This is a genomic window from Xenorhabdus kozodoii (assembly GCF_002632875.1).
Lineage (GTDB): Bacteria > Pseudomonadota > Gammaproteobacteria > Enterobacterales > Enterobacteriaceae > Xenorhabdus > Xenorhabdus kozodoii.
The window spans coordinates 36,751-49,531 of the sequence record NZ_NJCX01000017.1 but is presented as its reverse complement, the minus strand read 5'-3'; the positions used below and the strand labels follow the sequence as shown (position 1 = coordinate 49,531).

Here is a 12,781-nt window from a genome sequence, read left to right as displayed (position 1 = left end):
GATTTTCCATAAGAAAAAGATTATGCAGATCAATCAAGTTGAACAAGGTTTTATCCTGACCCGTCATTGGAAAGAGACGCCATCGGGTATCGAGTTGGTGTACTGGCTGGCGACAGAGGCGGGTGCACGCCGCATTACGATCCCCCGCCAAAAAGCGGTCGCCTTCGTTCCTCAGCATGAGTTACCTAAAGTGAAACCGCTACTCACTCAAGAACGGCACTGCGAATTAACGGCATTGCCGTTGAAAGATTTCAATCGGCAGCCTGTTTCTGCCTTGTATTGTCTGCATTACCACCAATTGCAACATCTGGAAAAAGTTTTCAAAGCACAGAACATTCCCCTGTATGAAGCCGATATTCGCCCACCCGACAGATTTATGATGGAGCGCTTTATTACTGCCCCGGTCTGGTTTAGTCAGAAAGGCGATGGCAGTTATCAGATGAAGCCCCATCCCACTTATCGGCCTGATTTGAAATGGGTATCACTGGATATTGAAACCAGCCAGCATGGGGAGTTGTATTCCATTGGCCTGGCGGGATGCGGCGAGAAAACCGTCTTGATGTTAGGACCGGAAAAGGGTCATCAACCGGCGCTTGATTTCAAGCTAGAGTACGTTGCCAGTCGTCCGATAATGCTGGAAAAACTCAATGAATGGTTGGCGCAGTACGATCCTGATGCCATTATTGGCTGGAACCTGGTTCAGTTTGATTTGCGGGTGTTACAGCAACATGCTGAACGCTACCATGTGCCGTTAAGATTTGGCCGCAACAAGGCCCCGCTCGAATGGCGAGAACACGGTTTCAAGCCGGGGCATTTTTTTGCCTCGGCAGAAGGCCGCCTGATTATTGATGGCATCGATGCCCTGAAAACCGCAACCTGGAATTTTCCTTCTTTTAGCCTCGAATATGTGGCACAACAACTTCTGGGGGAAGGAAAAGCCGTCGATAATCCTTATGATCGCATGGATGAGATCAATCGCCGTTTTCAGCAGGATAAGCCTGCCCTCGCCCACTATAATTTGCAGGATTGTCTTCTGGTTAATCGTATTTTTGAAAAGGCAGATTTGATGGCTTTTTTATTAGAACGCGCCACGATAACCGGGTTGGCAGTGGATCGCAACGGGGGATCGGTGGCGGCATTCACGCACCTTTATCTGCCCAAAATGCATCGTATTGGCTATGTTTCCCCCGTTCAGCCCACTTATTCCGATGATCACAGTCCCGGCGGTTTTGTGATGGACTCGTTCCCAGGGTTATACGATTCCGTGTTGGTGCTGGATTACAAGAGCCTCTACCCTTCGATTATTCGCACCTTTTTAATTGATCCGGTCGGAATGGTTGAAGGGCTGGCCAATCCCGACATTGAACATGCTGTACCCGGCTTTCGTCAGGCGTTTTTCTCCCGAACGCAGCATTGCCTGCCGGGTATCGTCACGCAAATCTGGCAGGCACGCGACAAAGCCAAAATGCAACAAAATGCCCCTCTTTCCCAAGCCCTGAAAATCATTATGAATGCCTTTTATGGTGTGCTCGGCGCCTCCGGCTGTCATTTTTTTGATCCTCGCCTGACGTCATCAATTACGATGCGTGGTCACAAAATCATGCACCAAACCCGTGAGTTAATCGAATCACAAGGTTATCAGGTTATTTATGGCGATACGGATTCCACGTTTGTCTGGCTAAAACGCCCCCATTCAGAGGAAGAAGCCAGCCAAATCGGGCGTTCTTTGGTGCAATTTGTCAACCAATGGTGGCGCGATCACCTCAAAACTGAATTCAATCTTGACAGTACGCTGGAGCTGGAATTTGAAACGCACTATCGGCGTTTCCTGATGCCAACAGTACGCGGTGCCGAACAAGGCAGTAAAAAACGTTATGCCGGTTTAAGCGGTAATAAGGTGATTTTCAAAGGGTTGGAAACGGTCAGGAGTGACTGGACACCACTGGCACAAATTTTCCAGCAAGAGCTGTATTCCCTGATTTTTCATCAACAATCGCACCAAAATTATATCCGTGAGTATATTGCCAAGACGCTGGCGGGGGAATTTGATGACCGACTGGTTTATCGTAAGCGACTACGCCGTAAACTGTCTGATTACCAGCGCAACGTGCCGCCCCATGTTCGGGCGGCACGTTTGGCAGATGAGTATAATCAACAGCATCATCGTCCGTTACAGTACCAAAATGGGGGTTGGATCAACTACGTCATCACCCAGGCAGGCCCTGAGCCGTTAGAGAACCCAACTTCTGCCCCCGATTATGAGCACTATGTCAATAAGCAATTGAAGCCGATTGCTGATGCCATCCTGCCCTTTATTCAGGATGATTTTATGCCCCTGTTAACCGGGCAAATGCGCATCTCTTTCGAATAATAGATTTTTGCAGGTGACGGCATGCTCGGCTTCAATTAACATATCGCCCCTCTAATGGGCACTGCACTTTTGTGATCCCGTTTGCAAAAACGGGTGTTGTGAAGTGCAATTGAAAACTATCCCTATCGATAACCAATAACAATCGATATCCAACAAAAGCAGCCACCCTGCAACCATAACTAATATTATCTAACAGAAAACTGAGCCAAAATTTATGCCATTTACTCTTGGTCAACGCTGGATAAGCGATACAGAAAGCGAACTTGGATTAGGAACAATCGTGGCGCTTGATGTGCGCATGGTAACGTTGCTCTTCCCTGCCAGCGGAGAAAACCGCCTTTACGCACGCAATGACTCCCCCATCACCCGCGTTATGTTTAATGTCGGCGATACCGTGACCAGTCACGAAGGTTGGAAACTCAAGATCAATGATATCCAACAAGATAATGGCCTGCTGATCTACGTCGGTACTCGTCTGGATACTGAGGAAGAAAATATCTGCCTGCGGGAAGTTTTTCTGGATAGCAAGCTGACATTTAACAAACCACAGGATCGCCTGTTTGCCGGTCAAATTGACCGCATGGATCGCTTTGCTTTGCGTTTTCGCGCCCGTAAACACCAAAGCGAGCAGTTCCGGCTGGCAGAAAGTGGGCTGCGTGGTATTCGCGCCAGTTTGATCCCTCATCAATTACACATCGCCAATGAAGTGGGTAAGCGCCACGCTCCGCGTGTCTTACTGGCGGATGAAGTCGGTTTGGGTAAGACCATTGAAGCCGGCATGATTATCCATCAGCAACTGATGGCCGGACGTGCTGAACGTGTATTAGTCATTGTGCCAGAAAGTTTGCAACATCAGTGGCTGGTAGAGATGCTGCGCCGTTTCAACCTGCGTTTTTCGCTGTTTGATGATGGCCGATATAGCGAAGCACTGCATGACAGCGATAATCCATTCGAAACTGAGCAGTTGATAATCTGTTCGTTAGATTTTGTTCGCCGCAATAAGCAACGTTTTGAGCTTCTGCTGGAAGCAAGCTGGGATTTGATGGTGGTGGATGAGGCTCACCATTTGGCCTGGAGCGAACAATCCCCAAGCCGCGAATATCAGGTTATCGAACAATTGGCAGAGCAAGTTCCGTCGATCTTACTGTTAACGGCGACACCAGAGCAGTTGGGGCAAGAGAGCCACTTTGCCCGCTTGCGCCTGCTGGATCCAAATCGTTTCCACGATTATCAGGCTTTTATTGACGAACAACAGAAATATCGCCCTGTCGCGGATGCCGTGACATTGCTACTGTCCAGTGAAATCCTGAACAACGACCAGCAAAATGCCATCGTTGAACTGATCAGCGAACAGGATATTGAGCCTCTGCTGAAAGCCGCAAACAGCCATCAGAATGAAGAGAGCGAAAATGCTCGCCGCGAACTGATCACCATGCTGATGGATCGCCACGGCACCAGTCGATTGCTGTTCCGTAATACCCGTGGTGGTGTGAAAGGCTTCCCGCATCGTGAATTACACGAGATCAAGTTACCGTTGCCAACCCAATACCAGACGGCAATCAAGGTGTCTGAAATCATGGGCGCCAAAAAGTCGGTGGAATCTCGCGCCAAAGATATGCTCTACCCTGAGCGGATCTATCAGGAATTCGAAGGGGAAAATGCCACATGGTGGAATTTCGATCCCCGCGTAGAGTGGTTGATGGGGTTCCTGATGGCAAACCGCGATGAGAAAGTGCTGGTGATCTGTGCCAAGGCAGAAACGGCGTTGCAACTGGAGCAAGTTTTGCGTGAACGCGAAGGTATCCGCAGTGCGGTGTTCCACGAAGGGCTGTCTTTGCTGGAGCGTGACCGCGCTGCCGCTTACTTTGCGTCTCAAGAAGAAGGTGCGCAAGTGCTGCTTTGTTCTGAAATTGGTTCAGAAGGCCGTAACTTCCAGTTTGCCAACCAGCTTGTCATGTTTGATTTGCCATTCAATCCCGATTTGCTGGAGCAGCGTATCGGCCGTCTGGATCGTATCGGCCAAAGCCGCAATATCAAAATCAGTGTGCCTTATCTGGAAAATACGGCGCAATCGATTCTGCTGCGCTGGTATCACGCCGGTCTGGATGCCTTTGAGCATACTTGCCCAACAGGCCGTCCCATCTATGATAAGTATTATGAAACCTTGCTCAATTTCCTTGCCAAGCCAAATGAGCAGACGGGCTTCAATGAATTTATTGCAGCGTGCCGCGAGCATCATGAGAAACTGAAACAGCAATTGGAACAGGGGCGTGACCGTCTGCTGGAGATGAACTCCAACGGTGGCGATCAAGGCCAGCTACTGGCAGAAAAGATTGCGGCGCAGGATAACGATACCGATTTGGTGAATTTTGCCCTGAATTTGTTCGATATCATTGGCATCAATCAGGAAGATCACAGCGACAATATTATTGCCCTGCATCCCTCCGATCATATGCTGGTGCCGGATTTCCCCGGATTACCACAAGATGGCTGTTCAATTACATTTGACCGTGAAAAAGCCCTGTCCCGTGAAGATACCCAGTTCCTGAGCTGGGAGCACCCCATTATTCGCAACGGCCTGGATTTGATCCTGTCGGGCGATACGGGAAGCTGTGCGGTTTCCATCCTGAAAAATAAAGCCCTGCCAGTCGGTACGTTGTTGGTTGAGTTGATTTACGTTGTGGAAGCCCAGGCACCGAAGCACCTGCAATTGACCCGTTTCTTGCCACCTACCCCGGTGCGCCTTTTGATGGATCTGAAAGGCACCAATCTGGCTCCCCAAGTCGAGTTTGAAAGTTTCAACCGCCAGCTAAACGCCATCAACCGTCATAATGCCAGCAAGCTGGTGAATGCGGTACAAAAAGAGGTTCATGCTATTTTGCAACAATCTGAGCCTCTGGTTGAAGCGCAAGCGCGTGCGTTGATTGAGCAGGCGAAGAGAGACGCAGATGAAGTGTTATCGGCGGAATTATCACGTCTGGAAGCCCTGAAAGCGGTTAACCCGAATATTCGTGATGATGAACTGCAAGCGATTGAATCTGAGCATAAACATCTGCTGCTCAATCTGGATCAGGCCAACTGGCGTCTGGATGCGATTCGTTTGGTGGTTATTTCCCATCAATAAATATCCCCATCCAACTTCAAGTTGCAGTTTGCAAACCAATGAGCGTGTTTATACCTCCCCGCTGCGCGGGGAGGTATCAGACGTATCTTGAAAGAAAGCGGAAATTGGAGCCACTATGCTGGAGTCTTATACCCCCCCGACAGATCCTTGGTTATATGTGCTATATCAGGATGAGCACATTATGGTTGTCAATAAACCCAGTGGACTACTTTCTGTGCCGGGGAAAGCAGAAGAGCACAAAGACAGTATCATGACACGGATACAAGCTGAATTTCCCACAGCCGAATCAGTCCACCGGTTGGATATGGCGACCAGCGGTATTATGGTGGTGGCGCTGACCAAAGCCGCCGAGCGGGAATTAAAACGCCAATTCCGCGAACGCGAGCCAAAAAAAGTCTATATCGCGCGGGTATGGGGGAAGATGGCGCAGGAAAAAGGGTTGGTGGATCTGCCCTTAATCTGTGACTGGCCGAATCGCCCGAAGCAAAAAGTCTGTTTTGAAACGGGCAAATCAGCACAAACTGAGTATCAGGTACTGGAATATGAAGCCCAGGCAACGCGGGTCAGGCTGGCGCCAATCACAGGGCGCTCCCATCAGCTTCGGGTGCATATGCTGGCGCTGAACCATCCCATTTTAGGCGATAAGTTTTATGCCCACCCACAGGCAAGGGAACTGGCACCGCGTTTGCAATTACATGCCCAAGAGTTATTCATTACCCATCCGGCTTATGGCACGCCGATGCATTTTGAGTGCAAGGCCGAATTTTGATGAGGGCTATTTAAAGCCCCGCTCTTTTTTAATCAAATCGTAAGCCGACTGGATGGATTGCGTCTTCTGTTTCGCCAGTTCCATCATTTCTGGTGGTAAGCCTTTTGCCACCAGTTTATCGGGATGGTGCTCACTCATCAGTTTTCGATAAGCCCGTTTTATGGTTGTCGCATCAGCCTGCTTATCGACCCCCAATACTTTACAAGCATCTTCCAATGTCGCGCGCGGCGGGCGATGGTCTTGATAAGGCCCATGTTGCTGGTGCTGTCCACCGAAATGGCGTCCACCTTCCATCATGGCAAGAAATTGTTCAAATTGAATGCGAGAAATGCCTAACTCTTCGGCAATGACAAACAGCACCTGTCTTTCATTGGGATGCAGTTCACCATCAGCGAATGCAGCTTGTAACTGAATTTCCAGGAACATGCGAACCAGATCAGAACGACCGAAGCAAGCACGGCGTAATTGTCGCAATGTTTCACGCAAAGGAAATTGGGGCTGTTTACCTTCACGAAATGCCTGCTGTGCGGAAAGCCGTGCCTCACCATGCAGTTGCATTCTGTTCATCAATTGGGTGGCGAGCTGGATATCCGTTTCGGTTACCCGGCCTTTTGCTTTGGTTAAGTGCCCCAATACCTGAAACGTACTGCGGAAATACAACGCTTGTCGGGTTGGGGCGTTCGTCGTTTTCCCCAACTTTTGCAGCCGGATTTTGTCAAGGATGTGACCCAGCACCAAGCCAATCACAATCCCCCAAAACCCCGCACCAGACGCAATCCCAAATATCAATCCGAATAATTTTCCCCAATACTGCATATCGTCTTCAATTCCCCAATGCCCTGAGCGCAATTTTGCATTATCATACCCTCCATTAAGCTCTGTGCCTAACAACAAGATTAGCAAAGTTAAACTTTACTCTGGCGCATATCTCTCAACTACGTTAGTCTCTGGGCGTTTGCCGGCACGATGCCACTGATGACGGAACCGCATAAACATCTATGAATAAATGTTATCCTACCCTGCTGGCCACAATGGTATGGGCAGCACTTTATAGTCAGCAAGCTCATGCTGACCTTGCAGCACAATGTATGCTGGGCGTCCCTGTCTACGATAAACCCATTATCACAGGTGATCCTAACAAGCTGCCAATTTACATTCAGTCCGATGATACACACGGTGAATATCCCAATGCCGTTGAGTTCATCGGCAATGTTAATATCCAACAGGGAAATAAGACACTGACAGCCGATAAGGTGCGGCTCGACCAGACACAGGATAAAGAACCTGTGCGCACGGTGACCGCAGTGGGGCATGTCAGCTATGATGACCCTCAAATCATGTTGAAGGGACCACGCGCCTGGGCGAATCTGAACAATAAAGATACTGACGTAGATCAAGGCAAGTATCAGATGGTTGGCCGTCAAGGACGGGGGAGCGCAGACAAGATGATGCTGCGTGATCAGAACCGCTATACCATCTTGAATAATGGGATATTCACTTCCTGCCTGCCGGGTAATGATAGCTGGAGTGTCGTCGGCTCTGAGGTCATCCTTGACCGGGAAGAAGAAGTCGCTGAGATCTGGAATGCCCGTTTTCGCATTGCCAATGTGCCGGTGTTTTACACCCCCTATTTGCAATTGCCCATTGGGGACAAACGCCGTTCTGGTTTCCTGATCCCTAATGCCAGTTTCTCCAATAAAGATGGTTTCCAATTCCTGCTGCCCTATTACTGGAACATTGCCCCTAACTATGATGCCACGATCACCCCGCATCTCATCACGATGCGCGGTTTGAAGCTGGATAATGAATTCCGTTACTTAACCCAAGCGGGTGCAGGTACTGTTGCGCTGGATTGGATGGGTCATGATCGTCTGTATCAAGAAGACAAAAAATTAAATAAGAATTTGGCAGAAAGAAGTAGTAACAGCCGTTGGTTATTCTACTGGAATCACAGTGGGGTCATGAACCAGGTTTGGCGTTTCAGTGCGGATTATACCAAAGTCAGTGATCCGAACTACTTCAATAGCTTCACTTCGCAATACGGTTCCAGTACCGATGGCTACGCCACCCAGAAATTCAGTATTGGCTATGCCAAACAGAACTGGAATACCACACTGACAACCAAACAGTTCCAGATCTTCACGCCGGGTGAGAACAAAAAAGCCTATCGGGCGGCTCCCCAGTTGGATTTCAACTACTATAAGAATGATCTGGGACCGTTTGATTTCCATACCTATGCCCAGGTAGCGAAATTTACCAGTATCGGCAACCAGTGGCCAGATGCAACCCGTTGGCATCTGGAACCCGCCATTAATTTACCGCTTTCTAATGGCTGGGCGAGCATCAATAATGAATTTAAATTGATGGCGACGCATTACCAACAAGACATTTCTGGTGAAGCACAAAAAACAAATAAATCATTAGAAGAGTCAGTCAACCGTCTGCTGCCGGTATTTAAGTCCGATGCGAAGATGGTGTTTGAACGCACCATGTATTTTAACCATGACTACACCCAAACACTGGAGCCACGCGTTCAATATCTCTATGTGCCTTATAAGGATCAAAGTAATATCAATAACTTTGACTCTTCCCTGCTGCAATCGGATTATGGCGGCCTGTTCCGCGACCGCTTCTACAGTGGCTTAGATCGCATTTCATCTGCCAATCAATTTACGACCGGTGTGACGACCCGCATTTATGATGAAGATCTGGTTGAACGTTTTAGCCTGTCCGTAGGTCAAATCTACTACTTTGAGCGCCCACGTACCGAAGATACTGACGCAGTTTCAGGAAGTAAGGATATCGTCGGTAACAAAAAGGGGACGGGAGCCACAACATGGGCCGGCGATGTGCAATGGAAAATCAATGATTCCTGGGGAATCAAAGGCGGGTTGCAATACGATAACCGTCTGGCTAGCTTAACGATGGGTAATGCCGTGATGGAATATCGTCATGATGCTGACCGCATGTTGCAGTTAAACTATCGTTTTGTTGATCGCGATTATATCCAGGCCACCCTTAAGGGAGGCGCCCCGGCTTACCAGCAAGGCATTTCTCAAATTGGCGTGGTGGCAAGCTGGCCGTTGTCAGATCGTTGGGCATTTGTCGGCGCTTATTACTACGATACTAAAGAGAAGCAGCCAGCAAACCAGATGGTCGGTCTGCAATACAACACGTGCTGTTGGGCGGTTAACGTGGGTTATGAACGCAAAATCGTCGATTGGCGCTTCGACAGCAGTCAATATGACAATAAATGGTCATTTAACATTGAACTTCGTGGCTTAAGTAATAATCATAGTTTGGGTAGTCAGAAAATGTTGCAGCAAGGAATTCTTCCATACCAACGTTCATTCTGATACCGATAAACGCAATCTAAACAAAATAACCCCGCCAAGGCGGGTCGATATGATGGGAAATGTATGAAGAACTGGAAAACGCTCATTTTCGGATTGATGTTTTCAGTAAGCTCTGTCGCAACGGCTGCTCCACAAGAGCTTAATAAGGTAGCGGCTATTGTTAACAATGATGTCGTACTGGAAAGTGACGTCAACAGCCTTTTGCAATCCGTTAAACTCAATGTAAAACATGCAGGCCAACAATTACCGGATGAGGCAACATTGCGTCACCAAATCCTTGAGCGCCTGATTATGGATGACATTATTTTGCAAATGGCAAACCAGATGCAGATTACTATCCCTGATCAAGCCGTGGATTCTGCAATCGCCAATATTGCGGCTCAAAACCACTTGAGCCTTGCCCAGTTGAAGCAAAATCTGACCACAGAAGGCATGAGCTTTGATACCTACCGTAATCAGATCCGCAAGGAAATGACGATTGCAGAAGTACGTAACAATGAAGTACGCCGCCGCATTACTATCCTGCCACAAGAAGTTGATTCGCTAGCTAACCAAATCAACAACCAAGATAGCCATGATATTGAGGTCAATACCAGCCAGATCCTGATCCCGCTGCCGGAAAACCCCAATCAGGAGCAGGTGGAAAAAGCGGAAACCACAACCCGAAAAATCTTGGCTGAACTCAAAAATGGGGTAGATTTCGGCAAATTGGCGATCACTTATTCCGGCGATACCCAAGCCCTGAAAGGGGGAAATATGGGCTGGAATAAACTGCAAGAATTGTCATCCTTGTTTGCCTCTCAGCTCCAATCTGCCCATAAGGGACAGATTATTGGCCCAATTCGTTCCGGGGTTGGCTTTCACATCCTGAAAGTCAATGATATCCGTGGTGGCCAGATGCCGATTGCCGTCACTGAAGTGAATGCTCGCCATATTCTGCTGAAAACGTCACCGATTATGAACGACGAGCAGGCACGCAACGAGCTGACAAAACTCAGAGAAGAGATTTTGAGTGGTAAAACGTCATTTGAAGAAGCCGCAAAAGCGCATTCCGAAGATCCCGGTTCAGCCCTGCGCGGCGGAGAACTGGGTTGGAGTTTGCCAAGTACTTATGATCCTGCATTCCGTGATGCGCTGATGAAGCTGCAAAAAGGTGAGATCAGCCAGCCTGTTCACTCCTCTTTCGGCTGGCATTTAATCCAACTGCTGGATAGCCGCAAAGTTGATAAAACAGATGCAGCACAGAAAGATCGTGCTTACCGTCTGCTGTTCAACCGCAAATTCAATGAAGAGACACAAAACTGGATGCAAGAATTGCGTGCCTCTGCTTATGTGAAAATTTTAGATGGTAACAATGCACAACAATAAACCCATCGTCATTACCCCCGGCGAACCAGCCGGGGTTGGTCCTGACTTGGTCATTGCTTTGGCGCAAGAAGCGTGGCCTGTCCCATTGGTTGTCTGCGCCGATCCAGAGCTAATGCTCTCCAGAGCTAAGCAACTGAATTTACCTCTACAACTACAAACGTATTCTCCAGAACACATCGGTACATCACAAGCAGCCGGAACCCTGACCATCCTGCCCGTTTATCTCCATGCCCCGACCATTGCCGGGGAGTTAAACCGGGAAAACGGGACTTATGTCACGGAAACCTTGGCAAGAGCCTGCGATGGTTGCCTAAGTGGGGAATTTTCTGCATTAGTGACAGGGCCTGTACATAAAGGTGTCATTAATGAAGCAGGCGTGCCTTTTACTGGACATACGGAGTTTTTTGCCGACCATAGCCAATGTTCAAGAGTGGTTATGATGCTGGCAACAGAAGAGCTACGGGTCGCGCTGGCAACAACGCACCTACCCATTCTGGATGTCCCTAAAGCGATTACGTTCGAGTCACTACGGGAAGTGATCACCATTCTCAATCATGATCTAAAAACCAAATTTGGTATCCCCCGTCCCCATATCTATGTTTGCGGCCTGAATCCTCATGCCGGCGAAGGAGGACATATGGGGCATGAAGAAATCGATGTCATTATTCCCGCCTTGGACAACCTGAGGGCAGAAGGGATATGGCTGGAAGGTCCATTGCCTGCGGATACCCTGTTCCAGCCCAAATATTTGGATCATGCGGATGCTGTGCTTTCAATGTATCACGATCAAGGGTTACCCGTGTTAAAATACCAGGGTTTTGGCAGAGCCGTGAATATTACCTTGGGTCTGCCATTTATCCGAACTTCTGTCGACCACGGTACAGCATTGGAGCTGGCGGGGACAGGTCAAGCTGATGTGGGGAGTTTTATCACCGCATTGAATCTAGCACTTAAAATGATACAAAACAGCAATGAGCAATAAAGTCCACCAAGGGCACTATGCCCGTAAACGTTTCGGGCAAAACTTTTTAACCGATCAATTTACCATTGAGAGCATTGTCAATGCGATAAACCCACAGGCCGGCCAAGCTGTAGTGGAAATCGGCCCAGGTCTGGGAGCACTGACTGAGCCAGTGGGTGAACGTATGGATAAGATGACGGTCGTCGAGCTTGACCGTGATTTGGCAGCACGCCTGCATGTCCACCCCAGACTGAAAGATAAGCTGACCATCATTCAACAAGATGCAATGACGATTGATTTTAGCCAGATTGCCAAAGAGCGTGGGCAATCCCTGCGTGTGTTTGGTAACTTGCCTTATAACATTTCTACGCCGTTGATGTTCCACCTTTTCAGCTATACTGATGCTATCGCTGATATGAGTTTTATGTTGCAGAAAGAAGTCGTGAACCGTCTTGTGGCAGGACCTAACAGTAAAGCCTATGGACGTTTAAGTGTGATGGCACAATACTACTGTCAGGTCATCCCTGTTCTTGAAGTACCGCCTACCGCATTTACGCCAGCGCCAAAAGTAGATTCTGCTGTTGTGCGTTTGATCCCACACAAGAATGTGCCCTATCCTGTACATGACATTCGCATATTAACCCAGATCACAACCCTGGCATTTAATCAACGGAGAAAAACGATCCGCAATAGCCTCGGAAGCATTTTTTCTGTTGAACAGTTAGCTGAATTGGGCGTTGATCCGGGCACGCGGGCTGAAAACATCTCTGTCGAGCAATACTGTAAGATGGCGAACTGGTTATCATCTCAACCTAAAATTGCCTAAATAAAT

8 protein-coding genes are annotated in these 12,781 nt (G+C 48.5%); 7 read left to right on the top strand and 1 reads right to left on the bottom strand.

What is annotated here, in order from left to right:
* Positions 1 to 28: 28 nt before the first annotated feature.
* The 3 genes from Xkoz_RS12520 (at position 29) to rluA (ending at position 6,264) form a co-directional block, all read left to right on the top strand.
* The gene (locus Xkoz_RS12520; protein ID WP_099142520.1) at positions 29 to 2,371 is read left to right on the top strand and encodes a DNA polymerase II; all 2,343 of its coding nucleotides are present in this window, start codon (positions 29 to 31) and stop codon (positions 2,369 to 2,371) included.
* Positions 2,372 to 2,585: 214 nt separating this feature from the next.
* Positions 2,586 to 5,495, top strand: a complete 2,910-nt coding sequence (rapA, locus tag Xkoz_RS12515) for an RNA polymerase-associated protein RapA (RefSeq protein ID WP_099142480.1) — start codon at positions 2,586 to 2,588, stop codon at positions 5,493 to 5,495.
* A gap of 115 nt (positions 5,496 to 5,610) precedes the next feature.
* Positions 5,611 to 6,264 (top strand): bifunctional tRNA pseudouridine(32) synthase/23S rRNA pseudouridine(746) synthase RluA, encoded by a 654-nt coding sequence (gene rluA / locus Xkoz_RS12510; protein WP_099142479.1) that lies wholly within the window; start codon positions 5,611 to 5,613, stop codon positions 6,262 to 6,264.
* Between the two features lie 6 nt (positions 6,265 to 6,270).
* On the opposite strand, the gene djlA is transcribed toward rluA, so the two are convergent.
* Complete coding sequence (gene djlA / locus Xkoz_RS12505; protein ID WP_099142519.1) at positions 6,271 to 7,080, bottom strand: co-chaperone DjlA; 810 nt, start codon at positions 7,078 to 7,080, stop codon at positions 6,271 to 6,273.
* Positions 7,081 to 7,262: 182 nt separating this feature from the next.
* Between djlA and lptD the strand changes: the two genes are divergently transcribed.
* From lptD to rsmA, 4 genes are all read left to right on the top strand, one after another.
* A complete protein-coding gene (lptD, locus tag Xkoz_RS12500; RefSeq protein WP_099142478.1) occupies positions 7,263 to 9,620 on the top strand; it encodes an LPS assembly protein LptD in 2,358 nt (785 codons plus the stop codon).
* Between the two features lie 63 nt (positions 9,621 to 9,683).
* On the top strand, positions 9,684 to 10,988 hold the full coding sequence (surA, locus tag Xkoz_RS12495; protein WP_099142477.1) for a peptidylprolyl isomerase SurA: 1,305 nt from the start codon (positions 9,684 to 9,686) through the stop codon (positions 10,986 to 10,988).
* Positions 10,966 to 11,970, top strand: coding sequence for a 4-hydroxythreonine-4-phosphate dehydrogenase PdxA (pdxA, locus tag Xkoz_RS12490; RefSeq protein ID WP_099142476.1), 1,005 nt, complete (start codon positions 10,966 to 10,968; stop codon positions 11,968 to 11,970). Before surA ends, pdxA begins: the two co-directional genes overlap by 23 nt.
* Complete coding sequence (rsmA, locus tag Xkoz_RS12485; protein WP_099142475.1) at positions 11,960 to 12,775, top strand: 16S rRNA (adenine(1518)-N(6)/adenine(1519)-N(6))-dimethyltransferase RsmA; 816 nt, start codon at positions 11,960 to 11,962, stop codon at positions 12,773 to 12,775. Before pdxA ends, rsmA begins: the two co-directional genes overlap by 11 nt.
* Positions 12,776 to 12,781: the final 6 nt, after the last annotated feature.

Excerpts from the sequence above, each read along its gene's own strand:
- rapA (WP_099142480.1), top strand. The coding sequence starts at position 2,586 with ATGCCATTTACTCTTGGTCAACGCTGGATAAGCGATACAGAAAGCGAA.
- rluA (WP_099142479.1), top strand. The coding sequence starts at position 5,611 with ATGCTGGAGTCTTATACCCCCCCGACAGATCCTTGGTTATATGTGCTA.
- djlA (WP_099142519.1), bottom strand. The coding sequence starts at position 7,080 with ATGCAGTATTGGGGAAAATTATTCGGATTGATATTTGGGATTGCGTCT.
- lptD (WP_099142478.1), top strand. The coding sequence starts at position 7,263 with ATGAATAAATGTTATCCTACCCTGCTGGCCACAATGGTATGGGCAGCA.
- surA (WP_099142477.1), top strand. The coding sequence starts at position 9,684 with ATGAAGAACTGGAAAACGCTCATTTTCGGATTGATGTTTTCAGTAAGC.
- pdxA (WP_099142476.1), top strand. The coding sequence starts at position 10,966 with ATGGTAACAATGCACAACAATAAACCCATCGTCATTACCCCCGGCGAA.
- rsmA (WP_099142475.1), top strand. The coding sequence starts at position 11,960 with ATGAGCAATAAAGTCCACCAAGGGCACTATGCCCGTAAACGTTTCGGG.